The organism is Synechococcus sp. CBW1002 (assembly GCF_015840915.1).
GTDB lineage: Bacteria > Cyanobacteriota > Cyanobacteriia > PCC-6307 > Cyanobiaceae > CBW1002.
In genome coordinates, this window is sequence record NZ_CP060398.1 from 1806709 (window position 1) to 1833507 (window position 26799).

Sequence of the window (26799 nt, forward strand, 5' to 3'; positions counted from 1 at the left end):
TGACGACCGCTGAAGCCTGGATCAGGCGGCCGCCGCCACCAGATCCCGGGTGGCCTGCTGGATCGTGGTGGCAATCGCGGCCACGTCTTCCCAGGGAAGGTTGAGATCCGTGCGGCCGAAGTGGCCGTAGGCGGCCACATCCTGGTAGAAGCGGCCACCCCGCTGAGCGGGCAGCTCCCGCAATCGGAAGGTTTCGATGATGGCGCCGGGGCGCAGATCAAAGTGTTCCTGCACCAGCGCCGTGAGGTTCTCGTCGCTGATGCGGCCGGTCCCGAAGCTCTCCACCAGGATGCTCACGGGGCGGGCCACGCCGATGGCGTAGCTGAGCTGCACTTCCACCTTCTTCGCCAGACCGGCGGCCACCAGGGCTTTGGCCACGTAGCGGGCCGCATAGGCGGCGGATCGGTCCACCTTGGTGGGGTCCTTGCCGGAGAAGGCACCACCGCCGTGGCGGGCATAACCGCCGTAGGTGTCCACGATGATCTTGCGGCCGGTGAGGCCCGCATCACCCTGGGGGCCGCCCACCACGAACTTGCCGGTGGGATTGACCAGGAAGCGGGTGGCTGGACCGTCGTCGGTCGCTTCCTTGCGGGGCTGGAGTGTCAGGCCGGCGGTGGCGGGAAGCACCACGTGATCCCAGAGATCAGCGGCAATACGCTCGCGCAGGGTGTTCTCCTCGCTGATGCCGTCGATCTCGGCGGTGTGCTGGGTGGAGATCAGCACGGTGTCGATGGCCACCGGCTGATTGTTTTCATACACCACGCTGACCTGGGTTTTGCCGTCGGGCAGCAGGTAGCCGATGGTGCCATCGTGGCGCACCTCCGCCAGGCGCCGCGCCAGCCGGTGGGCCAGGCTGATCGGCAGCGGCATCAGCTCCGGGGTTTCGTCACAGGCGTAGCCGAACATGATGCCCTGATCGCCGGCACCCACCAGATCCAGCGGATCACCGTCGTGGTCATCGGCTTCGTTCACTCCCTGGGCAATATCGGGCGACTGCTGATCAAGGGCCACCAGCACGGCGCAGCTGTTGGCATCGAAGCCGCCGGCGCGGGCGCCCTCGTAGCCGATCTCCTGGATCACACCGCGGACCAGGGTGTTGAAGTCCACCCGGGCGGTGGTGGTCACTTCACCGGTGATCAGGCAGAGGCCGGTGTTCACCACCGTTTCGCAGGCCACCCGTGAGGCGGGGTCCTGGGCCAGTAACGCGTCGAGTACCGCATCGCTCACCTGATCGCAGATCTTGTCGGGATGCCCCTCGGTGACCGATTCAGAGGTAAAGACGTAACGGCTCATCCCACGCTGGCTGATGGATCAGTCGAGCAGCTTATTCGGCAGTGCTGCAGCCTGAAATCGCGCTGCTCACAACGCTCGCCCCGTCCGTCCCCATGACGGCCAGTTCAGACCAGTGCTGCAGCTGGGGAAACAGGGGGTCCAGTGGTGGTCGTCGTTGCCAGCCGGCGGTGTACCCAAGGGCGGTGGGGAGCCCTGCCGCCAGAGCCATGCGCAGATCACTGTTGGCGTCTCCGATCAGCAGGCACTCGGCAGGCTTCACCCGCAACAGGTCGCACAGCCCATGCACCGCACCAGGATCCGGTTTGCAGGGCTGGTGATCGGCGCTCCAGCTGGCCGAAAAGAAGCCGCTCAGCCCGTTGTGATGCAGGAAATGGTGGATACCGGCGGTTCCGTCATTGCTGATCACACCGCAACGCAGGCCGGCGCCAGAGAGCGCCGTCAGCAGCTCCATCAGTCCGTCGGTGGGGAGCGCAGCGGCGGCACCCTCCCCATGCAGCCCATCGGTGTCGCTGAACACGGCATGCGCCAGCGCCAACGCCTCGGGCCAGCCGACCCCCACCTGGGCCAGGGCGGTGGCGGTGGAGATCAGATTGTGTTCGCGCGAAGCCACGGCCGTGGTGCCGGCCGGATGCACACCGTGTTGATCGAGTCCGTAGGCCCGGCGCAGCAGGGTCTCCAGTTCGGTGCTGCTGCCATCGTGGACCCGCTCCGGATGGACGGCGTTCAGGCGCTGCACCGCATGAAAAACCCTGGCCTCGGCCAGGGTGATCAACAGCGGTTCACTGTGGCTGAGGGTGCCGTCCTTGTCGAACAGCACCGCCGCGAAGCGGCCGAGGGGCTGGCCGCGCAGCGTCAGGTGGGCCATGGGCAAGGGGACGGATGCTGCGCGGTCAAGCAGAACGGAAACGGGGTGGCTCAGTCGAGGGTGACGCCCATGGGCTCGTTGTCTTCAGCCTGCTCGAGGAGCATCTGCTTGTAGCGGGCCGCCATTTCCTCGGCCTTGTCGAACACCTTCTGGGGGTCGGTGAGCATGTCGCCGGGTTCGGGCTCGAGGGCTTTGGTGGACAGGGAGATCCGCCCACGCTCGGCGTCGAGGTCGATGATCATCACCTTCATCTGGTCGTTCACATTCAGCACCGTGTGAGGCGTCTCAATGTGCTCGTGGCTGATCTCGGAGATGTGCAGCAGGCCGCTGACGCCACCGATGTCGATGAAAGCGCCGTAGGGCTTGATGCCACGCACGGTGCCGATCACCACTTCGCCAACCTCGAGGCGATTCATCTTGCGCTCCACCAGGGCGCGGCGATGGCTGAGCACCAGGCGGTTGCGCTCCTCGTCCACCTCCAGGAACTTGAGGGGGAGGAAGTCGGCCACCAGCTCTTCTTTGGCCTTGCGGGTGCTGATGTGGCTGCCGGGGATGAAGCCGCGCAGACCTTCGACCCGTACCAGGGCACCACCGCGGTTGGTGGCGAACACCTCGGAGTGAATCGTGGCGTCTTCCTTCTGCAGCTGCCGCACCCGCTCCCAGGCACGCTGGTACTCGATGCGACGGATCGAGAGGGTGAGCTGGCCGTCTTCGTTCTCCTCGCTGAGGATGAAGAATTCGCGCACCTCCCCGGGTTCGAGCACATCGCTGAGCGCCTCGACCCGGTTGATCGACACCTCCTGCAGGGGCATGAAGGCAGCGGTCTTGGCGCCGATGTCGATCATGGCGCCCTTGGGCTCCATGGCGAACACGGTGCCGTTCACCACGTCACCGGGCTTGAAGTTGTAGTCGTATTTGCTGAGCAGTGCTGCGAATTCATCCAGGGTGAAGCCCACGCCATCCAGGTCGCGGCTCACGGCACGGCTGCTGGGGTCATCGGCACTGGGCACCTCTTCCGGAATGCCCAGATCGAGTTCGGTGTCGGCGGCGAAGGCCTGATCCACGTCTGCAGCGATCTCGGCCGTGCTCTCCAGAGCGCTGGCTTCGGAAGGGGTTACGGTCATGTTGAAACGGCGGTCTGCCGGCGGCAGATGGGAAGGGAGCGTTGCGTCCGCCCGCCAGCGAAACCAACGCAATCTCCCAACCTACAGGCAGGTCGCCCCGTTCTGCCTTTCAGGGTCAGTTCACGGCCGCCAGGGAGACCGGCTGCCTCGCTTCGGTGCTGCTCGTATCCCGTCGGCTGAGCCCATCGAGGGCCGCTACAAAATCGCTGATGCCCTGGAACTGTCGGTACACGGAGGCGAAGCGCACATAGGCGACCTCGCTCAGATCCCCCAGGCGTTGCAGGGCCAGTTCCCCGATCTCGGCACTGGGAACCTCGCGTCCACCCCGCTGCTGCAGGTGCACTTCGATCTCCTCCACCACACTCTCGAGGCAGGCCGGTTCGATACCGGTCTTCTCGCAGGCGCGGATCAGGCCATGCAAAACCTTGTGGCGGCTGAAGATCTCACGACCGCCGCTGCGCTTCACCACGGTGATCGGTACGGTTTCGACCCGCTCATAGGTGGTAAAGCGAAAGCTGCACTCCAGGCATTCGCGGCGGCGTCTGACGCTCCGCCCGACATCGGCCGCACGGGATTCGAGCACCCGACTGTCCGTGTGTTGGCAGGAGGGACATTGCATCCCTGAAGGTGCGACGCGTATTTCTTTAGCTTAGACAGCGATCCTCTGATTCGGCAATAGCCAGCGGGGCGACAGATGCTGCCCGGTGTTGCAACAGTCACGGAACATTGCTCCAGATCGCATGGCTTTGCCAGGTGCTGCCAAGAAAAAACCCCCGCCGTGGCGGGGGTTGGAAAGCGACCCTGGAGCCGCAAGTGGACTCTCACTTACCGATCTTCGGGGGATCGCGGAAGGCGATGGCGAAGAACAGGGTGGCGATGGCCAGCGTGAGGATCAGGATGTAAGCGAAGCTCTCCATGGGTTACCTCGAAGGAACTGGCGGTCAGCTGAGCGGGGAGCCGGCAGGAGGTGCATAGCCCTCCGGCAGACGACGGGTGGAGCGGTCTCCCAGTTTCTGGAAGAGACCGAATTCCACCTGCTCGCCGAGATCGGGGTCGATGCCGGCGAACACATCGCGGTAGAGGGTGCGGGCACCGTGCCAGATGTGACCGAAGAAGAAGAGCAGTGCAAAGGTGGCATGGCCGAAGGTGAACCAGCCACGCGGGGAGCTGTGGAAGGTGCCATCCGAGTGGTAGCGCTCGAGGTCGAATTCGAAGGCTTCACCCAGCTGGGCCTTGCGGGCCAACCGCTTGACGTCTGCAGGATCGGTGTAGGTCTGGCCGTTGAGTGCGCCTCCATAGACCGTGGCGGTGACTCCGGTCTGTTCGAAGGAGTACTTGGCTTCAGCCCGGCGGAAGGGGATGTCAGCGCGGACGATGCCGTCCTTGTCCTGGAGAACCACAGGGAAGTTCTCGAAGAAGTTGGGCAGGCGGCGCACTTCGAGATCACGGCCCTCCTTGTCGGTGAAGGAGATATGGCCCAGCCAGCTGGTGGGCAGGCCATCGCCATTCACCATGGGACCGACGCGGAACAGACCACCCTTGGCAGGGCTGTTGCCGACGTAGTCGTAGAAGGCGAGTTTCTCAGGAATCGCGGCATAGGCTTCGGCCTTGCTGGCGCCGTTGTCGAGTGCGGTCTGAACCCGACGGTTGATCTCGGTCTTGAAGTAGCTCTGATCCCACTGATAACGCGTGGGGCCGAACAGTTCGACAGGGGTGGCAGCGGAGCCGTACCACATGGTCCCTGCCACCACGAAGGCTGCAAAGAACACGGCGGCAATGGCACTGGCCAGCACCGTTTCAATGTTGCCCATCCGCAGAGCCTTGTAGAGGCGTTCCGGGGGTCGGGTGGTGATGTGGAAGATGCCGGCGATGATCCCCACAATGCCGGCGGCGATGTGGTGAGCAACGATGCCACCCGGGTTGAAGGGGTTGAAGCCCTCTGGGCCCCAGGCGGGTTGAACAGCCTCCAGGTGGCCAGTGACGCCATAGGGGTCTGAGATCCACATGCCTGGACCGAAGACGCCGGTCAGGTGGAAGGCACCGAAGCCGAAGCAGCCGAGGCCGGCCAGCAGCAGGTGGATCCCGAAGATCTTGGGCAGATCCAGGGCCGGTTCACCGGTGCGTGGGTCCTGCCAGATCTCGAGATCCCAGAAGGTCCAGTGCCAGATAGCGGCGAGGAAGAGCAGTCCACTGAAAATGATGTGTGCCGCAGCCACACCCTCGAAGCTCCAGAAGCCTGGATCCACACCGGTTTCACCGGTGATGCTCCAGCCACCCCAGCTGCCGGTCACGCCCAGACGCGCCATGAAGGGCATCACGAACATGCCCTGGCGCCACATGGGGTTGAGCACCGGGTCAGAGGGATCGAAAATGGCGAGCTCATAAAGCGCCATGGAGCCGGCCCAGCCGGCAACCAGAGCGGTGTGCATGAGGTGCACGGCGAGCAAACGGCCCGGGTCGTTGATCACGACCGTGTGCACCCGATACCAGGGCAATCCCATGGGGGTTAGGTCCGGGGAAACAGGGAGCTGGCCGTCGCCCATCCGTCGATGGGGTTGGCCAGCAACGATTGACCCATTGGCTGAAAAGCCATTGAGACGATCAGTGCTGGTGATCGTAAGGGTTGTTCCCGGTCAGGCGGGAGCCTGAGTTACGGAGCGCAACTGCCGGTTTCAGAATGGGGGCTGAGCTGGATAGAAGCCCCCATGCCCGTGATCCGATTCGTGCGTGAAGGTCAGGATGTGGAGTGTTACCCGGGTGAGAACCTGCGCGAGGTGGCCTTGCGCCAGGGGCTGGAGCTCTATGGCCTCAAGGGCAAGCTGGGCAACTGCGGCGGATGCGGCCAGTGCATCACCTGCTTTGTGGAGATCGTGGAGGATCCGGAGAAGCCGTCGGCCCTGAGCCCGCTCACGGCGGTGGAAGAGCAGAAGTTGCGCCGCCGGCCCCAGGGCTGGCGACTCGCCTGTCAGACCCTCGTGAACCGCTCGGTGCTGGTGCTGACCCGCCCCCAGGTGGGTCTTCCCGATCGCGACGCTGTGCTGGCGAAGGTCAGCCAGGAACCACTGCCCGAGGGGCCCACCGCCTGGCCCGCTCCACCCGAGCCGATCGAATCCCCTGAGGAGATCACAACGGAAGGCGCCGAGGCTGACGGCAACTTGGCTGACCTTCCCAGCGATCCGCTTGAGGGCTGAGAGGGCTGCATCACAACGAGCGATGAAGGGGCCGAAAAGAGTGCCGAATGGCGGTGATACCCTCCCAGGATCTCCAACACTGCCATGGAAACCAACGATCTCGGTTTCGTCGCCAGCCTGCTGTTTGTTCTGGTGCCCGCGGTGTTTTTGATCATTCTTTACATCCAGACCAGCAGTCGTCAGGGCGGCTGATCGGTCTTTGGGGTGATCTGAGCTCCTGATCTGAGCCTTAGTTCAAGCTGTCTTCAGGCGTCAGCAGGCCTGGCTGGCTCTCTGCCAGCCAGGCCTCTGGCTTGCTTGGAGCCTTGATGCCCGTTTTGCCACTGGCATAGCTCTGGCGGTGGCCGAGGTTGCACGCCCTGGGTGGCCATGCTTGTTCTGGCCCCCGATTGGCGCTGGTTCCCTTGTCTGGTCTCTATCTGCTCGGGTCTGAGGAAGCACCGCTCCTGGTTTGCCGGCTGTCTTTCCGGACTCCTGCTGTGGCCCCGCTCACTGCATAACTGCTCACGAAGAGGCGAGCGCTCAGCAGCAGAGGCCACGGCTGATCAATCCGACGGGCTCTGGTCTCAGCGGCGCCCTTCCGGTTCGCGAACCAGCAGCACCGGGGCTGGTGCGTGCACGCGGATGTAATCGCTCACCGAACTGCCCAGCAGTCTGTCGAGGTCGACAAGGGCTTGCGCCACCAGGGGTCTGCGGTCCTGGGAGGCGATCACCAGCAGATCTGCCTTGGCTTCCTCGGCGGCCGCGCAGACGGTGCGGCCGATGTCACCGGTGCGGTGCAGGGTCTGCATCGCGACGCCAAAGCCCCGGGCACGCAGCACGGCCTTTTCCAGCACCTCGTCCACCGGGCTCTTGCCGCCCCGCGATGGCGTGATGTCGTGCCGGGTCACGTGGACGCCGATCAGGCTGCCACCGGGGATGTCGCGCACCAGTTCACAGGCCATGCGCAGGGCGTCATCGCCGACGCCGGTTCCGTCCACGGTCACCAGAACGCGGTTGACGTGGCGCACATAGAGGTCGTCCCGCACCAGCAGCATCGGGCGGGTGGAGAGCTGAAAGACGTACTGGCTGGCGCTGTTGCTCAGGATCGACTGCAGACGTCCCAGGCCGCGGGAGCCCATCACGATCAGATCGGCATTGAGCTCATCGGCCACCTTCAGCACGGTCTGCTTGGTGTCCCCCTGGCGGATGATCGTGTTCACATCGCCGGGGTTGAGTCCAAGCCGCTGCACCGCTTCGGCCACGATCCCCGCAGCTTTCTGCCAGTGCTCCTGGAAGTCTTCGCCGGCCTGCTCGGGCACCACATGCAGCAGGTTGATCCGGGCTTGTCGGCAGGGGGGGATGTCGCGCAGCATGCGCACCATCTCCTCCACATGACCCTTGCCGGAATCGGCGATCAGAAGATTGCGGAACACAGGACAGGTCCAGCTCTGCGGCAGCCTATGGCCGATGGATGGGCAGACAGGGCCCCCTGGTGCAGACCGTGATGCAGAGACAAATCCCCGCCTCCGGGATCGAGACCGGCACCGCCCCCCATCGCGGATGGTGTCTGCGCCGTCGGGTTCTGCCCCAGCACACCGATCACGCTGGCGTGATGTGGCATGGCGCCTATCTGGCCTGGCTTGAGGAGGCGAGGGTGGAGGCGCTGGCGGCGGCAGGCCTGGCGTACCGGGATCTGGCGGCGCGGGGGCTGGAGCTGCCGGTGGTCTCGTTGACGATCGACTACCGCCAGGCCCTGTTGCATGGCGACACGGTGGAGCTCTGGAGTGAGGTGTTGCCCCGCAGTGGCGTGAGACTTCCCTGGCACAGCCGTTTTCTGGGTCCGGCGGGAGGACTTGCCGCCGAGGCGCGGGTCGAGCTTGTGCTGGTCGATCTCTCGGCAGGCCCGGAACGTCGCCGGCTGCTGCGTCGCCTCCCGGATGACCTGCACAAGGCGATCGAGCGACTGGAGATGGGCCCGAACCAGGTCGGCCGGTAGTACGTTTGCTCTCAGCGGCGAGCGGTTCGTTGGGGAAGTTGGTGACCGTTGTGTTTGGTGGCCCTGGCAAGCCGCCCCGAGCGTCAGGGGTGGCGGAGGTGACTCAAGCGGAGGTCCCGGCCGTTGTACGTCCTCGGCCTCTGCCTTCTGAGCAGCCTTCCTCAGAGCCTCTTTCTCCCGCAGAGCAGGCCTCGCCCCAGTCGTTCGCCTCGGGCGAGCGACTGATGGGTTGGCCGGCGCGCCGGCGGCTCTGGTGGCGGCTCTGGTGCCGCTGCCCAGGCCTGGGCTGGCAGCGATTGCAGGCTCTCGAGCAGGGCTGCGGGTCCCTTGAGGAGGCCTGGCGGGCGCCCCGCCGCCAGTTGGAGGCTCTACCCGGCTGGGGTGCTCGACTCGCCGAGCAGGTGGTGGCCTTTCGGCTCTCCTGGGGAGACGATCCCCTTCTGCATCCGGCTTTGCACCGCCGCGAGGATCGCCGCCTGCTGCTGCCCGGCGATCGATCCCTGCCGCCGGCCGTGCGTTGGCTGGAGCGTCCGCCCCTGGCCCTGCACTGGCGCGGGAGGGGCAGTCTCTGGGCGCCGCTGCGGCGTCGACAGGCGGTGGCGGTGGTGGGCACCCGGCGGCCGTCCCTGCATGGCCTCAGCATGGCGCGGCAGCTGGGGGAGGCCCTCGCGGGAGCGGGCTGGCCAGTGGTGAGCGGCCTGGCTGAAGGCATCGATGGAGCGGTGCATGACGGTTGCCTGCGCGGCTCAGGAGCGCCGGTGGCGGTGCTGGGAACACCGCTGGACCGGGTCTATCCGCGCCATCACGACCGGCTCCAGCATCAGGTGGGCGAGCGGGGCCTGCTGGTCACCGAACAGCTTCCCGGTGCGGCGGTGCGTCCGGGCCATTTCGCCGAACGCAACCGCCTGCAGGTTGCCCTGGCCGCCGCTGTGGTGGTGGTGGAGTGCCCCGAGCGCAGTGGTGCCCTGCATTCGGCCGAACGGGCCTGGCGGGAGGGACTGCCGCTCTGGGTGGTGCCGGCCGATACGGGCAAGGCGTCTGCCGCCGGCAGTAACCGGTTGCTGGCCCGCGGCGCGACGCCGCTGCTGGAGCCCGGCGATCTGATTCGCCAGCTGGGGCCCGGCCCCCTGGCCCGCAAAGGCGCCGGGCTCCCCACAGCGATCGGCAGCGGGGCTTCGGCAGTCATCTGCTCGGAACCGGCCAAGGCCCTGCTGGACGCGGTGGGGGCCGGTGCCTCGCTGGAGCAGCTTTGCCAGCGCCTCGACCGCCCGGCTGATCAGCTGGTCACCGCCCTGCTGCAGCTCGAACTGGCGGGGGTGCTGCAGGCTGAACCGGGCCTCTGCTGGCGACCCGGCTGAGGGGCGCAGCATCCTGGAACCAGTCGAGGCCGGCCGCGTCGCCGCTTGCCGTTGCGTGGCTCCGTCCAACCCCTTGCGCGTCAGTGCCACGGCCTTGCTGGAGTGGCGCCGCCGCTGCCTGGGGCAGGGAGGCCATGCGGCCGACCTCGACTGGTTGCTCGATCTGGCCGGAGGGGTGGCCTGGTCTGAACTGCAGGCCCTGCGGCTTCACCCAGACCGGCAGCTGACCCTGCGCCTTTCGCTTGAGGATCTCGCCGGGCTCTGGAACCAGCACCTCGCCACGGCCGAGCCCCTGCAATACCTGGTGGGCCTTTGCCCCTGGCGCGATCTGCAGCTCCAGGTCGCGCCAGGGGTGCTGATCCCCCGCCAGGAGACCGAGTTGCTGGTGGAGCTGGCCCTGGCGCTGAGCCCGCCAACTGACTCCTCCTTGCTCTGGGCTGATCTCGGCACCGGCTCGGGCTGCCTGGCCCTGGCCCTGGCGCGTGCCTGGCCCGCCAGCCTTGGTCTGGCGGTGGACCTGAGCGCTGAGGCCCTGGCGATCGCTCGCAGCAACTGGCAGCTTGGTGGCGTCCAAGAGCAGATCACCCCCCTGCAGGGCCACTGGTGGGAGCCGCTGCGGCCCTGGTGGGGTCGCCTCGATCTGGTGGTGGCCAATCCCCCCTACATCCCGAGCGCGGTTGTCGACACGCTCGATCCGGTGGTGCGCGATCACGAGCCCCGCCTGGCTCTTGATGGCGGTGTTGATGGTCTGGCGGCCCTGCGCTGCATTGCCGCCAACGCTGCTGAGGCCTTGGCACCCGGTGGCCTGCTGCTGCTGGAACATCACCATGATCAGAGTGCCGCCGTGCTGGCCCTGCTCGTCGCAGCCGCTCTGCAGGATGTGGAGGCAGCGGCGGATCTGGAGGGGAATCTCCGTTTCGCGCTGGCCCGGCGTGCCCCACAGCCGCCAGCTGCCCGCTAGACCCTTGGCCGTCGCGGTTTCCGTCCACCATCCCGCCATGCCCCTGTTCGATGCCCCTGCCCTGGCGGCGCGATTGCAGCAGGGGGGCGCGGCCCTCCTCCCTACCGATACCCTGCCTGCCCTGGCGGCACGACCTGAGCACGCCGGCCAGATCTGGCGTCTCAAGCACCGGCCCCCGGACAAGCCGCTGATCCTGATGGCGGCGGATCTGGATCAGTTCCGCCGCAGCCTGCCTCTGGTCTGGCAGGATGAGTGGCTCGCCCTGGCCAAGCAGGGCTGGCCGGGGGCTCTCACCCTGGTGCTGCCCTGCCGCGGCGCCCTGGTGGAGGCGCTCCATCCCGGCGGCCACAGCCTCGGGCTGCGGGTGCCCGACTGTGCGGCCACCCGCTCCCTGCTGCGCTTGAGCGGCCCGCTGGCCACCACCAGCGCCAATCGCTCAGGGGAACCGGCGGCCACCACAGCAGACGAGGCGGCTGATCAGTTTCCGGATTTGCCCCTGCTGGCTCCCCTGCCTTGGCCGGCGGCATCGGGGCAGGCCAGCACCGTGGTGGCCTGGAGCGAACCAGGAGGCTGGAAGGTTCTGCGGCAAGGTGCTCTACTGCCCTCAGCGCTGCGGCACCCCTGACACGATGGCGATTCTGGCCTTGGTGGTGGTGCTGACCATGGCCGTGGTGCACTGGTTTCTGACCCCGCTGATGGGAATTGGCACCGAGCTGTTCAACCTGGCCCCCCTGGGTTGGTTGGTGCTGGCAGCCGCTGTCTGGCTGTTTGCAGGCGAACGCTGACCAGCCATCAGGAATCAGCTCGCGCCTTCTGCCGTTTCCCAACATCTATTCCTGAGCTGCCATCCCCGAACAGAGGTGGCTGGTCCTTCGCTTGGGACACCACTCCGAGGCTGTCTGCAGGCCAGTCTGTACGTAGCGGATGCAGTTGCGACCGGCTTCCTTGGCGGCATAGAGGGCTTCATCCGCTTCCCGCAACAGGGTGTCGAAGTTGCCGGAATCGTCATGACACGATGCGATCCCAATCGAGGTGGTGATGCGCAGCGTCGCGGCGGATCGCGATGGGGCTTCCGCTGGGTCGGCAGTCTCCAGCACAGGGATCGACAGGGCTGCAACGGCCTGGCGGAGTCGTTCCGCCAGGGTTTCGGCCTGGCAATGGTCGGTGTTGGGGAGAAGGGCCAGGAATTCCTCGCCACCCCAGCGGGCGAGGGTGTCGGTGTTGTGCAGTTCAGCCTGACAGGTGCGGCTGAAGGCCACCAGCACGGCATCACCCACCGCGTGCCCGTTCTGGTCATTGACAGTCTTGAAGTGATCCAGATCGAGCATCAACACGGCCAGAGGGATTTGATGGCGCTGCCACCGCGCCAGTTCGTAATTGACCAGCTCTTCGAGGCTGCGGCGGTTGGGCAGGCCGGTGAGGCTGTCTGTGCGGGCAAGCAGCTCGAGCTCGGCGCTGTGACGGAGTAGATCCTCCTGACTGAGCCTCCTCAGCAAACGGGCATAGGCCAGGCTCAGGGCCACAAGCGCTGCGCTCAGGTACAGAGCAACGAGCAGCGTCCATCCCTTGCTTGTCCCCAGGTACTCGTGGGTCTGGAGGGTCTTGTTCGGGATCTGGATGAGCAAGACCCAGGGCCAGTCTTTGGCCTCCATGGCCAGAATCTGCCGGCTCGGCCGGGTCGTGCCATCCTCCAGTTGCTGGCCAGGGACTCGCCTGGTATTGAGTGGGTTCACCTGGGAAAAGATGAACAAGCCTTGCCTGTCCGTCCGCAGGGAGGCTGGGAAAATGTTCTGTTCGAACAAGATGCGCCGGATCGCGAGCCAAGCTTCAGGATCCGGTCTTGCAGTCCAGGCCTCGGAGCCTCCGATGTGACCGGATGCTGTGGTGTTGCTGTTGATGGCGTGGCCCTGGGGATCCAGAATGGCCGACAACACCGAGATGTTGTGCAGCTGCAGGATCCGGTGCTGCTCCTGCAGCAAAGGGTTGAGCAGAATGTGAACCAACAGGACAAACTCAACCTTCCCAGGTGAGCCACCCATTGGCACCGCCAGCTCCATCAGTGGCTGGCAGGCTGGCTTGGTCGCCTGGTCCTGGTACCAGTGCACGGGGCTGACGACAAACTGGCCCGGATCCAAGGCCCAGGCCTTGGCCAGCAAGGCCTCGTGGCCCTGAGTCAGGTTGGCGCACGTCGTGGACTCTTCAAGACCTGGCGTTAGGTCTGCTGGCCCCTCATGCACCAACGATCTGCCCTGCCGGTTGACCAGGGTGAAGGAGCTGTAGCGCCCATAGGACTCCATAAACGTTCGGAAGATCCCGTTTAGGGGACGGAGCTGTTCTGGCGTAGGGCTGTTCACGGCCTCCCGTACCCGGGGCAGCTGGCTGATCACGCGAATGTCGGCCAGTGTTTCGAAGAAACGCCACTCGATATCGCTCCTGGATTCCTGCAACGCCCCCCTGGCTTCTGCTGTCAAGGTGGCAACCTCTCCTTGTTCGATCGAACGCACTAATGGCCAGATCGCCAGGCTGACAAGCCCGCTCAGCAGGGCTGCGATCGGCAGGAATTCCCGCAGAAGCCGCAGGGGTGGCGCAGAACGCAAAACATTCGGCTTCGAGGATATTGGCCAGCCCAGCTTCACAATCTCTCTGTGCAAGCCTTCTCGCACCCCTCCCTGCCAACGGAGCTTAAGGTCATCGGCCTGGCGCGGGTACTTGACGATCCCCACGACCATCTGATGCGGTCGCGGCGCCGATCAGAGGCAGGACAGCACCAGACAGCCACTCGGGCTCCCACTGTTCGGGCGGCAAGGGTTTGCCGATCAGATAGCCCTGAATCACCTGACAGCCGGCATCACGCAGCCACTGTAACTCCTCAGGATATTCCACGCCCTCGGCAACGGTTTTAAACCCCATCTTTTCTGCCATGTCGAGCACGGAATGCACAATCACCTGGGCCTTCGGGTTGCTTTGAATACCGCGCACGAAACTCTGATCCACCTTCAACGTATCGAAGCTGAAGTGCTGTAAATAGGAGAGTGAAGCGTAGCCGGTGCCGAAGTCGTCGATCGCGATCTGGATGCCTTGCTTCTGGAGTTCCTGGAAGCAGTGGGCCGTTGCCATGGTGTTCTCCACCAGCACGCTTTCGGTGAGTTCCAGCTTCAACAGGGCCGGGGGGATGCCAGCACGCTCCACGATGCCCAGCAGCTTGGCCACGAACTGAGGTTCCAGAAGTTGGTGGGCCGTCACGTTCACGGCGATCTGGATCGGCTGTCCGCCTTCCATCAGCCACTGGTGGATCTGTTGACAGGCGGTTTCGAGAATCCAGTCGCCCAGCTCCACGATGAAGCCCGAATGCTCCGCCAGGGGGATGAAATCGCAGGGGGGAACTGTGCCGTGCTGGGGTGATGTCCAGCGGATCAGGGCCTCGGCTGATTGGATCTTTCCCTGGCTCAGATTCAGCAGCGGCTGATACACCAGCTTGAACTCTCTGTTGGCCAGCGCACGGGAGAGGTCAAAGCGTTGTCGACTCAGCAGCTGGAACTGCCCCTCACGGAGGATGTTCACCTGCCGCTGCAGAATCTCGTAGACGCCATAGAGATCCACGGGATCGATGCTCTGCATCAGATTGCTCTCGGTGATCAGTCCCACCAGTTCGCCGGCATCATTGGCCACCACCATTCGCCTGATACGAAGTTTCTGCATCCGATCCCGCACGGCGGCCAGGTCGTCGGCGGGGTGAATACAGGACAGAGGCGTGCTCATCACCTCCTCCACCCGCGTCGTGCCGAGGGCGAGGTCAAGCCGGCGCATCTGGAGGATGTCGCGTTCGGTGAGAATGCCGATCGGACGTTCACGGCTGGGGCCACGTCGACCAGTGATCGGTTCCGTCACTACAACGCAGCTGATGCCCCGCAGCGCCATCGTCTGAATGGCATGGCGCAGCGTGTCTTGGGCACGCACCGTCACAACGGCGGTGCTCATCACCTCAACAGCCTGTCGAAAACGCAGGAAAAAGGTTTCCTTCAGAACACGATTCAGGCTACTGATGGTGACGATGCCTGCCGGTTGGTTCCGCTCGTCGACGATCGGCAGGTGGCGGATCCGGTGCCGGCGCAGCAGGCTCATGGTCGCCAGGATGTCGAGGCATTCATGCCGCTGCCTGCTGATCACCGGATGGGTCATCACCGCCCCCAACAGAATCTGGTGGGGGGGGCAGGTCGCTCAACGCCCACCGCACCGCATCCCGTTCGGTGAGGATCCCGACCAGTTGCTCCCCTTCCAGCACCAGTACGCAGTTGCCGGTGAGTTGTTCCTCTTCTGTTGAGGGGTTGCTGGCCTCTCGAAGGCTGGAACGCATCGCTTCCAGGGCCGCCTCCAGACTCGCCGTGGTGGGCAGGGTGGGGGGAACCGGCAGAATCGCGCCCTCATGCTCAGGCAGCACCGGAGGAGGCAGCTCTTGGTCGTTGGCCATCGAACCGGTGGGTACCAGGACAGTGGGTCCAGAAAGGTCTGTGATCATCCTGGCTTTTCATTGGGCCCAGGGGTGTGAGCTGAGGCCGGCTGCGACGATGGTGGCGCCACTGGCTGTTCTTCTGGCATGCCGCTCCCCAGGTGCTGGCGGCCCCTGGTCCTTGACTGTCCGCACCGGGCGCCGAAGACCCATGGCTGAACTGCACATCCTTCGGCCGAAGGGCTTCATCAACGCCGATACCGGCGCCGATCTACGCGACCGTATTCACAGCCTCACAGTGGGCGATCCCCGCTCTGTGCTGATCGACTGCGGCGCCATCACCTTCATGGACAGCAGCGGCTTCTCCTGCCTGATCACCGCACTCAAGAGGCTGCGCCGGCAGGGGCGGGAGCTGTTCCTCTGCAGCCTCAACAGCCAGTTGCGGGTGATTCTGGAGACCACCGGCACCATCCAGGTGTTCCGGATCTTTCCCAGCAGTGCTGACTGCCTGCTTTATCTCGAGCAGCAGAACCAGGTGGATGGCGAGCGGTCGTCGCCTGCCAGTTGAGGGCCCGGACCCGAGCGATTGGGTCAGATCGTTCCTCGGGCCGCCACAGTCGGTGCTTGAACAGTGACTCCTGCACCGGATCTGTTCTGGGAGTGAGGAAGCCGGCTAACGGATTTGAACCGATGGCCTTCGCTTTACAAAAGCGCTGCTCTACCGCTGAGCTAAGCCGGCAAGGGCCGGGCCATCTGGCCCGGGCAGACTTTATCGCTCCCCCAGCGCCCACAGGAGCAGTTGGGTGCGGTTGCGGCAACCGGTCTTGGCCAGCAGGTTCGAGATGTGGCTCTCGACAGTGCGCGGACTCACCACCAGTACAGCGGCGATGCCCTTGTTGCTGCAGCCACTGCGCAGCTGTTGCAGCACCCGCTGTTCCGCTGGAGTGAGCGGAAACAGGGGGAATGGAGCGGTGTTGGTGCAGAGAGCCATCGAGCCTGGTCGAGCTGTCTGCAGGATTCCCCAGCGCGGACAGGTTCAGCGTTGTGGCGGCTCAGCAATGCGCCGGGTCAGCCTTCCGCCGGCTCAGCAACGGCGGCCAGGGGGATGGAACGGGCCCGCTTGATCGGCAGGTTGGCCACCAGGGCTGTGACGCGGTCCTCCGTTTCAAGGCTGACATCGCCCCCTTCCACGTCGATCTCCACGTAGCGGGACACCACTTCAAGAATTTCGCTCCGCATCTTCTCGAGCAGCTCCGGGTTGAGGTCGCTGCGGTCATGGGCGAGCACCAGCTGCAGCCGCTGCTTGGCCATGGTGGCGCTGGCGGGCTGACGACCCAGCAGTCGGTTGATGAAATCGCGCAGGGTCATCGGTTCAGAAAATCCGGGTCTGCATGAGTCGGCCGAGCTTGGCCCGCAGGCCTTGTCCCTCCTTGGCCGGATCGATCAGGGGGACGGTCTCGCCCCGCAGCCGCCGGGCGATGTTGTGGTAAGCCTTGGCGGCCGGTGAGCCGTTGCCGTTCAGGGTGAGCGGCTCGCCCCGGTTGGTGGAGACGATCACCTGCTCGTCCTCCAGAACCAGCCCCAGCAGCGGCAGGGCCAGGATGTCGGTGACATCGCTCACCGCCAGCATCTCCTGGTTGAGCATCATCTTGGGCCGCACCCGGTTGAGCACCAGCTGGATCGGCTCAATCCCCTGGGTGTTGAGCAGCCCGATCACCCGGTCGGCATCCCGCACGGCGGACACCTCCGGGGTGGTCACCACAATCGCCTCGCGGGCCGCGGCGGCGGCATTGCGGAAGCCATCTTCGATGCCGGCGGGGCAGTCGATCAGCACGATGTCGAAGCGCTCGGCCAGCAGGGCGACGATCCGCTGCATGTCCTCCGGGGTGAGCCACTCCAGCATCCGCGGGTTGCCCGCCGGCAGAAGAGCCAGGTTGGGTTCCTGCTTGTGCTTCACCAGCGCCTGCTCCAGGCGGCAGGTCTCGGCGAGCACCTCCTGGGCTGTGTAGACGATCCGGTTCTCAAGCCCCAGCAGGAGATCGAGGTTGCGCAGGCCGAAATCGGCGTCGAGCACAGCGGTGCGGGAGCCCTGGCGGGCCAGGGCGATGCCCAGGTTGGCGGTGAGGGTCGTCTTGCCCACTCCGCCTTTTCCAGAGCAGATCAGGATGATGCGCGTCGGGGCGGCGGTCACGGCACTGGCTGGCGTTGGATCAGGTTAAGGCCACCGCCAGGCGCTGGTGGTGCTGGCTGATGCGGGCCGGCGGAGCCGGACCCCGATAGAACGGGGTTCCTTCCGTTCCCCTTGCCCGGGATAGACGCGTGGCCGAATCGATAGCCGCATCGCCGCCGGTGACGATCCGCAGCCATCAGCACCTGATCGTGATGCCGGACGACGGGGCCGATGCGGTGGTGGCGCTGATCGACCAGGCCCGTTCGGAGCTGCGTCTCAAGCAGTTCAAGCTTCAGTCCGAGGCGGTGGAGCAGGCCCTGTTGCGGGCGCACCAGCGGGGCGTCCAGGTGCGGGTGATGCTCAACCCCCACACCTCCGGCGGCGACCGCTGGAACGATGAGACCTATGCCCGCCTTCAGAGCTGGGGGATTGCCGTGGCCTGGACCAGTGAGGCCTTTCCGGTGACCCATGAGAAGTCGCTGGTGGTGGATCGCGACTGTGCCCTGATCGCCACCTTCAACCTGTCGGATAAATATTTCACCCAGACCCGCGACTATGGCGTGGTCACCTACGCGGCCCCAGTGATCGAGCAGGTGATCGCTGGTTTCGAGGCCGACTGGAACCGCACCTTCTTCCAGCCCGATCTCTCCGTGGGCCTGGTGTGGAGCAGCATGCACAGCCGAGGTCAGATGGCCCGCATCGTTGACGAGGCCCGTCGCACCCTCTGGATCCAGCATCCCAAGTTCGTGGATGCGGTGATCCTGGAGCGCATCCTGTCGGCGCGGGAGCGGGGTGTGAAGGTGCGGGTGCTGTGCGGCGGCAAGCACGGCATCAGCGACTGGGATATCTACGACACCTTCTCCTCCTTGCGGGTGATGCGGCGCTTCGGGGTGAAGGTGCGCCGGCAGAGGCACCTCAAGCTGCACGCCAAGCTGATCCTGGTGGATGGGGCCTTTGCCCAGACCGGCTCCATGAATATCGACCGCAGCGCCTTTGATCTGCGGCGTGAACTCGGCATCGAGAGCGATGCCCCCGCGGTGGTGAAGCGCCTCAAGGCCACCTTTGAGGCCGACTGGGAGCAGGCCTGTAAATACGACGCTCCAGACCCGCTGGATCCGAGCCTGCATGAGGCGGGTGAGCTGCCGCCCGACCCCCACTTCGTGCACGACTGATGGGTGTCCCCCCTGAGGGTATGCCCCTCCCTGCTCAGGATCCCGCTGACGAGGATCTCTCCCTGGCCCCGCCTCCCGGGCTTCGGGCCCTGTTCAGCGGCATGCTCCAGGTCGCCCTCTCCTCCTTCGGCGGTGGCCTGTCGGCCTGGAGCCAGCGGATCGTGGTGGAACAGCGCCGCTGGATGAGCAACGAGGCCTTCATCACCGGGCTCACGGTGGCCCGTCTGTTTCCGGGGCCGAATCAGATCAACATGGCCATCTACATCGGCACCAGGTTTCGCGGCCTGCCCGGCGCTCTGGTGGCCCTGGCCGGCATGCTGCTGGTGCCCTTCAGTCTGCTGATGCTGGTGGGGCTGGCCTATTTCCAGCTGCATGGGCTGCCGGCGGTGGATCGGGTGCTTGCCGGCGTGGTGGCCGCCGCCGCCGGCATGGCCCTGTCGATGGGGTTCAAGATCCTGCACACCTATCTGGGCGACCGCATGGCCCTGCTGCTGGCGGCCGTCACCTTCCTGGCCCTGACCCTGGGGCATCTGCGCCTCGTGCCGGTGGTGCTGGTGCTGGGTCCTCTGGCGATGGCCTGGTACTGGCCCCGCCCAGGCGCAACCCCATCGGGCCCTTCCTGATGCCGCCTCAGATCTGGCTGTCCCCATCGACCCGGCTTCTGGCCGCGGCTCAGGCCTGCACTCCCGCGTCCCTTTCGGATCTGGGCAGCCTGCTGCGCGTGATCGGGGAGTTTCTGTCGTTGTCGCTGTTTTCCCTGGGGGGCGGCAACACGCTGCTGGCTGAATACCACCATCTCAGCGTCGAGCAGTTCTGCTGGCTCACCAATGCCCAGTTCGCCGATCTCTACGCCCTGGCCGAGGCGGCTCCTGGACCCAGCTCCATGATTGTGGGCCTGCTTGGCCTGGGGGCGGCTCAGCGTGAGGGTCCCTTCTGGGCGTTGCTTTCGGCCTACGGAGCCGAATGCGCCATCCTGCTGCCCTCCACCCTGCTGATGGTGCTGGCCTGCCTGGGTTGGCAGCGCTTCCGCGACTCCCCCTGGCGGGTGTCCTTTGAGCGGGGTCTGGGGCCGATCACCCTCGGCATCCTGTTCGCGGTGGGCCTGAAGATCCTCCACACCGCCGATAACAACCCCCCCGGGGTTGTGGTGTCTGTGGTGGTGTGTGTGCTGATGCTGCGCACTCGGATCTCCCCCCTGTGGTTCATGGCGGTGGCCGGGGTGCTGGGCGGCTTCGGGCTGATCAACCGCTGAACCGCTCGGCTGCGCTCAGTCTCCCCCCGGGCCGCAGCAGCTGGGGGCCGGCGGGATCGATCCGGATCGTTCCGTCCATCAACCGGGCTTCCTCCGCCAGGCCAGGCGGTGGCGGCTCCGCTGGGCCACGGGCCACGGCCGCGGCGATGCGCAATTGCAGGGGGCGCAGCTGCAGGGCCACGATCCGGGCCCGGTCATCGCCCTGGCAGCCGGCATGGGCCACGCCCCGCAGCCGGCCCCAGACCAGCACGTCGCCGGCGGCACTGATCCGGGCTCCGGGGTTCACGTCCCCCAGCAGCAGCACCGAGCCGGGGGCCTGCAGATGATCCCCGGAGCGCAGGGTGCCCCGATGGATCAGGAATTCGAGCTCCGGGCCGGTTGTGGAAGCCGCGGCTGAGGCAGGGCTCTCGCCTGGACCGGCTCCGGGCTCAGCGTTCCGCAGTGGCGGTGGACAACCGCTCTCGACGCCGAGGGCGGCCGCGGCCACCAGGGTGTCGTCGCTGCGGCTGATGACCCGCAGCAGGCCATGTCCGGCCGTGTCCAGCAGCTCCTGGATGGCCCGCAGCTGCGGCAGGTTGAGGTTGAGATCCAGGGCTTCCAGTTCCACCCAGCCCGGTGGGGGTGAGGCCCCGAGGGCATAGCGCACCTCTTCGACTCCGTCGGCCCCATCGGGCGTGGTGTTCAGCACCAGCCGGTGGGGCTGGCCCGGAGCCTCCGCCAGGAACACCGCTGCCATCCGTTCCGGATTCGATTGCCGCGAAGGCTAGGTGTGCAGTTCCGCCAGGCGCTGCTGCAGGGGCTCGCGCACCTCCGCAGGATGGATCAGCCAGGCCTGCTCCACCGGTTGGATCAGGCTTCGCACCAGGGGCGATCGGGTTTCAAGCGCCTCAAGCCGTTCGCCATCCCAGAGCCGCAGCCCCCCTTTGTAGGGGTGATAGCCCCGGTTCTGGCTCTGCTGCAGACCGCAGCAGAGCTCCGCCACCAGCTGCTGCCGCCGGGCCATCCCCTGCACCTCGGCCAGCAGCTCCAGCCGCTGGGTGCTGGCCAGATCGCTCACGTCGGTGGCCTTGAGCAGGCGCCGATCCAGCAGGCGGGCACAGGGCTCCCTCAGTTCCTCGGGCCCCTCTTCCCGCCAGCGCAGCAGGTGATAGCCGCTGCGCAGGTCGTCGTTGGCCAGGTAGGTCTCCAGGTCCAGCGCGTCGCTGTGCCACAGCCAGCGGCTCATCACCATGTCGCTGAACACCTGCCCTGGACCCAGCCGCCGCGCCACGGCGATCACCTGGCTGAGCAGCCAGTTGCACACCACGTTGAGACGGTGGTTGTAGACGCTGCGATACATCAGCTGGCGCACCACCAGGTAGTGCTCCACAGCCATCAGCCCCTTGGGGTGAAGGGCGAGGTTGCCGTCGGGCGCGAGCGTCAGGGCCGCCAGGATGCGCTCGAGATCGAGCTGGCCGTAGCGGATGCCGGCGCTGTAGCTGTCCCGCACCAGATAGTCGAGGCGATCGCAGTCGAGCTGGCTGCTCACCAGGGCCCGGATCGCCTGGCGGGGATAGCGGCCGTGCTCCAGCAGATCCGCCACCGCATCCGCGGTGCCGGCGCCCTCCGCATCGAGGCGCTGCCGCAGATCCGGGTGATTCCGCACCAGCCGTGCAGACCAGCGCTCGTGGCGCAGCCCGAACATGTCCTCGCCGGTGTGGCTCAAGGGGGCGTGCCCCAGGTCGTGGAGCAGGGCCGCGGCAAAGAGCACGGGCTTGTGCTCCTCCAGGGAGGGATCGTGGCGGATCAGCCGCTGCAGGGCCAGGCGGGCCAGATGCAGCACTCCGAGGGAGTGGGTGAAGCGGCTGGATTCGGCGCCGTGAAAGGTGAGGAACGCCGGCCCAAGCTGGCGGATCCGGCGCAGCCGCTGGAACGGTGCGGTGTCGATCAGGTCGATCGCCAGGGCTTCGGCCGGATCCTGCCGATCGAGCTGGATGGCCCCATGCAGGGGATCGTGATAGGTGCGCTGGCCGATCACTGGGTCTGGGTCGGCGCTTGTGCCTGCTGGATCTGGTGGGTCAGCAGCCGCTGGGCCTCTTCCAGCCAGGTGTCGTCCTCACCCCCCGGATCGAGCGGTTCCGGCGCCCCTAGCTCCAGATCAGGCCGAATGCCCTGGTTCTGGATGTCGCGACCATCCGGTGTGAGGTAGCGGGCCACCGTCACCGCCAGACCACTGCCGTCTCCCAGGGGAATCAGGGTCTGGATCAGGCCCTTTCCGAAGGTGCGGCTGCCCACCAGCCGGCTGCGCTCCTGGTCCTGCAGGGCGCCGGCCAGGATCTCGCTGGCACTGGCCGTACCGCCGTTCACCAGGGTGAGCATGGGCCCGTCGTAGAGCACGCCGAGATGGGCCTGCTGCCGGTCCCCGATGCCGCCGCGGTCTTCGGTCTCCACGATCACCGACCCATTGAGCAGGTCGTCGGCCACGGCGAGCCCGGCGCTCACAAGGCCGCCGGAGTTGTTGCGCAGATCGAGGATCAGGCCTTCGATGTCCTTGCCTGTCAGGTCGGCGATCGCCTGCTGCACCAGTTCCGGCACCGGTTCACTGAACTGGGTGATGCGCAGGTAGCCGAGGGTGAGGTTGCCCTGGCGCAGCCGTTTGCTGCGCACGGGCCGCAGGTCCACCTGGCGCCGCTCCAGTTCCACCTCCCGCTCCTGACCCTGCGGGTCCCGAAGCTGCACCAGAACGGTGCTGCCGGAGGGGCCCCGCAGCCGGGTTGCGGTCAGATCGAGTCCCAGTTCAGCGGTGTCGATGCCATCCACGGCCAGCACTTCCGTACCGCTGGCGATGTGGGCATCGGCGGCCGGAGAGCCATCCAGCGGGGCGATCACGACGATCTGCTCGTCGGCGGCACGCAGGCCAAGCTGCAGGCCCACGCCGGTCACGGTGCCCTGCTGGGTGGCGGATTGCAGGGTGCTGAATTCGGCGGGTCGCAGCAGCCGGGTGTAGGGGTCGTCGAGGGGGGTCAGCATCGTTTCGATCGCCGCGTAGGCGTCCGCCGAGCTGCTGATCGGCTGTTCCAGGGCCTTCTGGCGCAGCCGTCGCCAGTGAATCGGCACGAAGCGACCGGGGTCCACGTAGCTCTGGTTCACCAGCCGCCACGCTTCCACCACCAGTTGCTGGGCGTCGTTCAGGGCCAGTGCCGCCGAAGTTGTCCAGGGCGTCAGCAGCAGGCTCAGCACCAGGGTGAGCCCCAGCCCGCGCCGCAGAAGGCGTTGCAGGCTCTGGGGCGGGATTCGGTTCGGCGGGGGGGGCTGCCGTTGCGCGCTCACGGAGGGTTTCGGGCGGTCGGTAGACTCTCGCAACCCAAGCCGCCCGCTGCATGGCGAATTCCTCTCCTGCCGCAAAGTCGTCACCTGTATACGACTGGTTCCAGGAGCGCCTGGAAATTCAGGCGATCGCCGACGACATCTCCGCCAAGTACGTGCCGCCGCACGTCAATATTTTTTATTGCCTTGGCGGCATCACCCTGGTCTGCTTCCTGATCCAGTTCGCCACTGGGTTTGCGATGACCTTCTACTACAAGCCCACGGTCGCTGAGGCCTACTCCTCGGTTCAGTACCTGATGACGGACGTCAGTTTTGGCTGGCTGATCCGTTCGGTCCACCGTTGGAGCGCCTCGATGATGGTGCTGATGCTGATTCTTCATGTGTTCCGCGTCTATCTCACCGGTGGTTTCAAACGTCCCCGTGAGCTCACCTGGATCACTGGCGTCACCATGGCCGTGATCACCGTGTCGTTCGGTGTCACCGGCTACTCGCTCCCTTGGGACCAGGTGGGCTATTGGGCCGTGAAGATTGTCAGTGGCGTTCCGGCAGCCGTTCCTGTGGTGGGCGACTTCATGGTCGAACTGCTGCGGGGTGGTGAAAGCGTCGGCCAGGCCACGCTGACCCGCTTCTACAGCCTGCACACCTTTGTGATGCCCTGGCTGCTGGCTGTCTTCATGCTCATGCACTTCCTGATGATTCGCAAGCAAGGAATCTCTGGTCCCTTGTGATCCAGCCCGGTCCAGGCCACCCTTGGCCTGGGCTCCGGTTTGCGAAGTGTTGCAATCCAGTAGGACTGGTCTGGCTTGCTGCCTCCCTCGAGCCTGTCTCCTTCCTAGCTTTCAACTCCAGGTTCACGCCGGCTTGCCGGCTCCCCTTTCACGGCCTCCGTCATGCACATCCTCAAGAAGCCTGACCTCACCGATCCCAAGCTGAGGGCCAAGCTGGCCAAGGGCATGGGCCACAACTATTACGGTGAACCAGCCTGGCCCAACGATCTCCTCTACATCTTCCCGGTGGTGATCCTGGGCACCATCGCCTGTGTGGTTGGGCTCGCCGTGCTTGATCCCGCCATGCTGGCGGATAAGGCTGATCCCTTTGCCACTCCTCTCGAAATTCTGCCGGAGTGGTACCTGTACCCGGTTTTCCAGATCCTGAGGGTTGTGCCCAACAAGCTGCTGGGCATTGCTCTGCAGACGATGGTTCCCCTGGGCTTGATGCTGATTCCCTTCATCGAGAGCTTCAACAAGTTCCAGAATCCCTTCCGTCGCCCTGTCGCCATGGCAGCGTTTCTGTTCGGCACCGTCTTCACGATTTATCTCGGCATTGGAGCCGCTTTGCCGATCGACAAATCTCTGACCCTCGGCCTGTTCTGATCAGCTGCTATAACGACGAGCAAACAGTCTGCTACTAATGAAGCCCCGGTAGATTCCGGGGTTTTTTCATGCAGCGAATTTGTTGCACGTGCATCGCTCGCTATCTGACCAGGCTGGGTTGCGCTGCTCTTTCTTCAAGGGGTCTCAATATCAATCAGGCTCACCTGGCTGGGGTTGACTCGCAGCATGTGGTGCAGCAGAAGAAAGCCCACGATCGTCCAGGTCTGGTAGGTACGTGCCTGCTGACCCACCCAGGTGCCGGTGGGTCCGTCGAAGTACTCGGCCCATTGCTGACGCGGCAGCTGGTTGAGCTGGGCCCAGTAGCACTCTTCCATCATGGCCCGCATCTGACCCATCAGCAGCACGTCCGCCTCGGGGTGGCGCTGCTCATGCAGAAGCACAGCACCGGCCAGATACCAGAGCAGACTGGGCCAGTGCCCGCCGTTGTGATAACTCCAGGGCCAGTTCTTTGGGTCTGATCCCGTTTTATTCATCCATTCGTCGGCCTCCATGGGGGGATGGCAGATGCGCATCGGCATCTGCGCCATCAGATGTTCGCGGTTGTGCAGCACCAGCCGGAACAGGGCCCGCTGCTGGGGTGCCGTGATCAGGCCGAACAGACAGGCGAGGGAGTTGCCGAGGCTGTAGAAGCGGAAGTCCGGCCGGCCGGTGCGCATATTGCCGATCAGGTAGCCGCCCCGGTTCTCGAGCCAGTCCTGCAGCCAAGGGGGGATCACCTGAGGCTGCACATTGAACTCGTTCTCGTGCTGGTGGTCGCCGTACTGCTCGGTGGGCCGGCGCCGCAGAACCTGTACCGTTTTGCTGGTCACCCAGTAGTGCTTCAGCAGGAAGGATCGCAGATCATGCATCCACTCCTGGGTGAGTTCGATCCGCTGATGCAGCAGTCGGCTCATGCGGTCACGCTGGGCCAGTTCCATCAGGTGGCAGCAGCTGCGCAGGCAGCCGTAGAGGAGCACCTCCACCTCCAGCGGGTTGCCCCAGACATCCATCGGACGATCAATCATGAAGGCACAGTCCGGCACGAACAGCACGGGCGTGCCCTCAAAGGTGGGATGCAGCACCAGGTCCAGCAGCAACTGCACGCCGCGTTGCACCTGCTGACTGGCACCGAATTCCATGTCACGGCTGCGCTTCACATACAGCCAGCAGAGGATGGGCCACCACAGGCTGGCGTCGACTGAGGTGATCCGTCCGATCGATCGCTGGCCGTAGTCGGCCAGCACGACCCCGTCCTGCTCCACAAAGCTGGTGGGAAACACACCGCGGGTCTTGATGTCGTTGCTCTGCAGTTCCAGCGAGACAGAGAGGAAGTTGCGCACCACCTCAAAACGGCCCTGCAGCAGCAGGTAAATCATCACCGGCACGTTGTCCCGCAGGAACACCTCGCCGTAATTGGCCTCTCCGGAGCGGCGCGGATGGTCGAGCGCGGCCACCGATCCCACCAGTTCACCCTTGACCCTCACCAGGGTGCGCTCGAAGTGCTCCTGGGCGCGGATCACCACGGCGTCTTCTTTGGAGCTGGGCCGAACCCTTTGGTGCTGTTGGCTGAACGGTCGGGACACGGGCCTCCATGGGAGCTTGGGCCAACGGTAGAAACGTTGTACCGGCCATGAACCACGGCTGGAACAATTCAGGAATGCATGGGGCCTGATCGCTGCAGCAGAGCTTTCCATGCGCACAGCTGCTTCGGCGCAGCCCTGCAAGGTTCAAGAAGGAGGTCTCATGTCCAAGAAGGAGACCTCAGGGCCAGGGCTGGATCCGTAGCTGGCGATGTGGTCCAGGCCTGGATCGGGAGCTTGGACTTGGGTTGTGTCTGCGACTGCAGCTGTCTTGGCATGCAACAAAGGTTCAGACGTCCCTGCCCCGCTCGCGTCTGAGTCTGAGCGGAGGTCCGCCCAGCCTGTCGACCAGATCAGGGTGCTCAGGGGTTCCGGGTTTTGTCCGACCATCCCTGCCTTCCCCTTTCTCTGTTTCCTGCCTGTTCCCCTCTGGCGCTTGATTCGTCGCTGTTCCAGGCCCCTGTGCCTTCCAATGAAGATGCTTCGGCCGGCGCCGGTCCGGCTGAGCTGGCTTTCAGAGGTCGGGACTGCCAGGCAAGCGGTGAAAGGCCCCATCATTGGGAGCTTGCGCGATCGAAGGTGAATGGGGTATGGTTTTGGACTGCGCAGCACACCGGGAGCGAGAGCACCGGTGGAAACGCAGAGTCTTCGGTGCTGCGAGGCACTGAGGGCGAGCGCCGTTTGCCTGCAAGGGTGAAGGGTGCGTGCTTACGACGAAGGAGGCGCGAG

At 65.3% G+C, this 26799-nt stretch carries 30 protein-coding genes and 1 tRNA gene; 13 read left to right on the top strand and 18 right to left on the bottom strand.

What is annotated here, in order from left to right:
- Positions 1-21: 21 nt before the first annotated feature.
- The 6 genes from metK to psbB form a co-directional block, all read right to left on the bottom strand.
- Positions 22-1293 (bottom strand): methionine adenosyltransferase, encoded by a 1272-nt coding sequence (metK, locus tag H8F24_RS08685; protein ID WP_197171784.1) that lies wholly within the window; start codon positions 1291-1293, stop codon positions 22-24.
- Between the two features lie 31 nt (positions 1294-1324).
- The gene (locus H8F24_RS08690) at positions 1325-2158 is read right to left on the bottom strand and encodes an HAD family hydrolase (protein WP_197171786.1); all 834 of its coding nucleotides are present in this window, start codon (positions 2156-2158) and stop codon (positions 1325-1327) included.
- A gap of 50 nt (positions 2159-2208) precedes the next feature.
- Positions 2209-3282: a 30S ribosomal protein S1 gene (locus H8F24_RS08695; protein WP_197158807.1), complete on the bottom strand. Its 1074-nt coding sequence runs from the start codon at positions 3280-3282 to the stop codon at positions 2209-2211.
- A gap of 115 nt (positions 3283-3397) precedes the next feature.
- Positions 3398-3901 carry a transcriptional regulator NrdR gene (gene nrdR, locus H8F24_RS08700; RefSeq protein WP_197158808.1) on the bottom strand — a complete coding sequence of 168 codons (504 nt, stop codon included), beginning with the start codon at positions 3899-3901 and terminating at the stop codon, positions 3398-3400.
- Between the two features lie 202 nt (positions 3902-4103).
- Positions 4104-4199: a photosystem II reaction center protein T gene (locus tag H8F24_RS08705; protein ID WP_006042122.1), complete on the bottom strand. Its 96-nt coding sequence runs from the start codon at positions 4197-4199 to the stop codon at positions 4104-4106.
- A gap of 24 nt (positions 4200-4223) precedes the next feature.
- The gene (gene psbB, locus H8F24_RS08710) at positions 4224-5783 is read right to left on the bottom strand and encodes a photosystem II chlorophyll-binding protein CP47 (protein WP_197158809.1); all 1560 of its coding nucleotides are present in this window, start codon (positions 5781-5783) and stop codon (positions 4224-4226) included.
- A 204-nt stretch (positions 5784-5987) separates the two neighbouring features.
- Between psbB and H8F24_RS08715 the strand changes: the two genes are divergently transcribed.
- Together H8F24_RS08715 and psbM are read left to right on the top strand one after the other, a co-directional pair.
- Positions 5988-6473 (top strand): 2Fe-2S iron-sulfur cluster-binding protein, encoded by a 486-nt coding sequence (locus tag H8F24_RS08715; protein WP_197171788.1) that lies wholly within the window; start codon positions 5988-5990, stop codon positions 6471-6473.
- 84 nt (positions 6474-6557) lie between these two features.
- Positions 6558-6665: a photosystem II reaction center protein PsbM gene (psbM, locus tag H8F24_RS08720; protein ID WP_197158811.1), complete on the top strand. Its 108-nt coding sequence runs from the start codon at positions 6558-6560 to the stop codon at positions 6663-6665.
- A 374-nt stretch (positions 6666-7039) separates the two neighbouring features.
- Here the strand turns inward: psbM and H8F24_RS08725 are convergent, their stop codons facing one another.
- Entirely contained in the window at positions 7040-7888 is an 849-nt protein-coding gene (locus tag H8F24_RS08725) for a universal stress protein (protein ID WP_197171790.1), read from the bottom strand.
- A gap of 71 nt (positions 7889-7959) precedes the next feature.
- Between H8F24_RS08725 and H8F24_RS08730 the strand changes: the two genes are divergently transcribed.
- The 5 genes from H8F24_RS08730 (at position 7960) to H8F24_RS08750 (ending at position 11555) form a co-directional block, all read left to right on the top strand.
- On the top strand, positions 7960-8451 hold the full coding sequence (locus H8F24_RS08730; RefSeq protein ID WP_197158813.1) for an acyl-CoA thioesterase: 492 nt from the start codon (positions 7960-7962) through the stop codon (positions 8449-8451).
- A 224-nt stretch (positions 8452-8675) separates the two neighbouring features.
- Positions 8676-9809, top strand: coding sequence for a DNA-processing protein DprA (locus H8F24_RS08735; protein ID WP_197171792.1), 1134 nt, complete (start codon positions 8676-8678; stop codon positions 9807-9809).
- Between the two features lie 55 nt (positions 9810-9864).
- On the top strand, positions 9865-10770 hold the full coding sequence (prmC, locus tag H8F24_RS08740) for a peptide chain release factor N(5)-glutamine methyltransferase (RefSeq protein ID WP_197171794.1): 906 nt from the start codon (positions 9865-9867) through the stop codon (positions 10768-10770).
- Between the two features lie 37 nt (positions 10771-10807).
- Positions 10808-11395 carry an L-threonylcarbamoyladenylate synthase gene (locus tag H8F24_RS08745; RefSeq protein WP_197172174.1) on the top strand — a complete coding sequence of 196 codons (588 nt, stop codon included), beginning with the start codon at positions 10808-10810 and terminating at the stop codon, positions 11393-11395.
- A 4-nt stretch (positions 11396-11399) separates the two neighbouring features.
- Positions 11400-11555: a hypothetical protein gene (locus H8F24_RS08750; protein ID WP_197158816.1), complete on the top strand. Its 156-nt coding sequence runs from the start codon at positions 11400-11402 to the stop codon at positions 11553-11555.
- Between the two features lie 45 nt (positions 11556-11600).
- Here H8F24_RS08750 and H8F24_RS08755 read toward each other — a convergent pair whose 3' ends face one another.
- Genes H8F24_RS08755 through H8F24_RS08765 form a run of 3 tightly spaced genes read right to left on the bottom strand, consistent with a single transcriptional unit; the run spans position 11601 to position 15238 of the window.
- Positions 11601-13499, bottom strand: a complete 1899-nt coding sequence (locus H8F24_RS08755) for a GGDEF domain-containing protein (RefSeq protein ID WP_197171796.1) — start codon at positions 13497-13499, stop codon at positions 11601-11603.
- Positions 13459-14949 (bottom strand): EAL domain-containing protein, encoded by a 1491-nt coding sequence (locus H8F24_RS08760; protein WP_197171797.1) that lies wholly within the window; start codon positions 14947-14949, stop codon positions 13459-13461. The genes H8F24_RS08755 and H8F24_RS08760 overlap by 41 nt, the downstream gene beginning before the upstream one ends.
- Positions 14915-15238: a CBS domain-containing protein gene (locus H8F24_RS08765; protein WP_197171799.1), complete on the bottom strand. Its 324-nt coding sequence runs from the start codon at positions 15236-15238 to the stop codon at positions 14915-14917. Before H8F24_RS08765 ends, H8F24_RS08760 begins: the two co-directional genes overlap by 35 nt.
- 190 nt (positions 15239-15428) lie before the next feature.
- Here H8F24_RS08765 and H8F24_RS08770 point away from each other — a divergent pair, with 190 nt between their 5' ends.
- Entirely contained in the window at positions 15429-15785 is a 357-nt protein-coding gene (locus H8F24_RS08770) for an STAS domain-containing protein (protein ID WP_197158822.1), read from the top strand.
- Positions 15786-15884: 99 nt separating this feature from the next.
- On the opposite strand, the gene H8F24_RS08775 is transcribed toward H8F24_RS08770, so the two are convergent.
- The 4 genes from H8F24_RS08775 to minD form a co-directional block, all read right to left on the bottom strand.
- Positions 15885-15956, bottom strand: a tRNA-Thr gene (locus tag H8F24_RS08775).
- A 30-nt stretch (positions 15957-15986) separates the two neighbouring features.
- Positions 15987-16208: a response regulator transcription factor gene (locus H8F24_RS08780; protein WP_197171801.1), complete on the bottom strand. Its 222-nt coding sequence runs from the start codon at positions 16206-16208 to the stop codon at positions 15987-15989.
- A 77-nt stretch (positions 16209-16285) separates the two neighbouring features.
- Positions 16286-16585, bottom strand: a complete 300-nt coding sequence (minE, locus tag H8F24_RS08785; RefSeq protein ID WP_197158824.1) for a cell division topological specificity factor MinE — start codon at positions 16583-16585, stop codon at positions 16286-16288.
- A gap of 4 nt (positions 16586-16589) precedes the next feature.
- On the bottom strand, positions 16590-17408 hold the full coding sequence (gene minD / locus H8F24_RS08790) for a septum site-determining protein MinD (protein ID WP_197158825.1): 819 nt from the start codon (positions 17406-17408) through the stop codon (positions 16590-16592).
- A 128-nt stretch (positions 17409-17536) separates the two neighbouring features.
- Here minD and H8F24_RS08795 point away from each other — a divergent pair, with 128 nt between their 5' ends.
- From H8F24_RS08795 to H8F24_RS08805, 3 genes are read left to right on the top strand one after another with little or no spacing between them, the layout of a single operon-like run.
- Positions 17537-18559, top strand: coding sequence for a phosphatidylserine/phosphatidylglycerophosphate/cardiolipin synthase family protein (locus tag H8F24_RS08795; RefSeq protein ID WP_231598193.1), 1023 nt, complete (start codon positions 17537-17539; stop codon positions 18557-18559).
- Between the two features lie 20 nt (positions 18560-18579).
- Complete coding sequence (locus tag H8F24_RS08800; protein WP_231598194.1) at positions 18580-19182, top strand: chromate transporter; 603 nt, start codon at positions 18580-18582, stop codon at positions 19180-19182.
- Positions 19182-19811, top strand: coding sequence for a chromate transporter (locus H8F24_RS08805; RefSeq protein ID WP_197171802.1), 630 nt, complete (start codon positions 19182-19184; stop codon positions 19809-19811). The genes H8F24_RS08800 and H8F24_RS08805 overlap by 1 nt, the downstream gene beginning before the upstream one ends.
- On the opposite strand, the gene H8F24_RS08810 is transcribed toward H8F24_RS08805, so the two are convergent.
- Genes H8F24_RS08810 through ctpZ form a run of 3 tightly spaced genes read right to left on the bottom strand, consistent with a single transcriptional unit; the run spans position 19801 to position 23120 of the window.
- Complete coding sequence (locus tag H8F24_RS08810; protein ID WP_197171804.1) at positions 19801-20547, bottom strand: septum site-determining protein MinC; 747 nt, start codon at positions 20545-20547, stop codon at positions 19801-19803. The two genes, H8F24_RS08805 and H8F24_RS08810, sit on opposite strands and share 11 nt — an antisense overlap.
- A gap of 27 nt (positions 20548-20574) precedes the next feature.
- A complete protein-coding gene (locus H8F24_RS08815) occupies positions 20575-21825 on the bottom strand; it encodes an HD domain-containing protein (protein WP_197172180.1) in 1251 nt (416 codons plus the stop codon).
- Positions 21825-23120, bottom strand: a complete 1296-nt coding sequence (ctpZ, locus tag H8F24_RS08820) for a carboxyl-terminal processing protease CtpZ (protein ID WP_370594684.1) — start codon at positions 23118-23120, stop codon at positions 21825-21827. The genes H8F24_RS08815 and ctpZ overlap by 1 nt, the downstream gene beginning before the upstream one ends.
- Positions 23121-23170: 50 nt before the next feature.
- On the opposite strand from ctpZ, the gene petB reads away from it, so the two are divergent.
- Entirely contained in the window at positions 23171-23845 is a 675-nt protein-coding gene (petB, locus tag H8F24_RS08825; protein WP_197158829.1) for a cytochrome b6, read from the top strand.
- Positions 23846-24007: 162 nt separating this feature from the next.
- Entirely contained in the window at positions 24008-24490 is a 483-nt protein-coding gene (petD, locus tag H8F24_RS08830; protein WP_197158830.1) for a cytochrome b6-f complex subunit IV, read from the top strand.
- 134 nt (positions 24491-24624) lie between these two features.
- On the opposite strand, the gene H8F24_RS08835 is transcribed toward petD, so the two are convergent.
- The gene (locus H8F24_RS08835) at positions 24625-26073 is read right to left on the bottom strand and encodes a glycoside hydrolase 100 family protein (RefSeq protein WP_197158831.1); all 1449 of its coding nucleotides are present in this window, start codon (positions 26071-26073) and stop codon (positions 24625-24627) included.
- Positions 26074-26799: the final 726 nt, after the last annotated feature.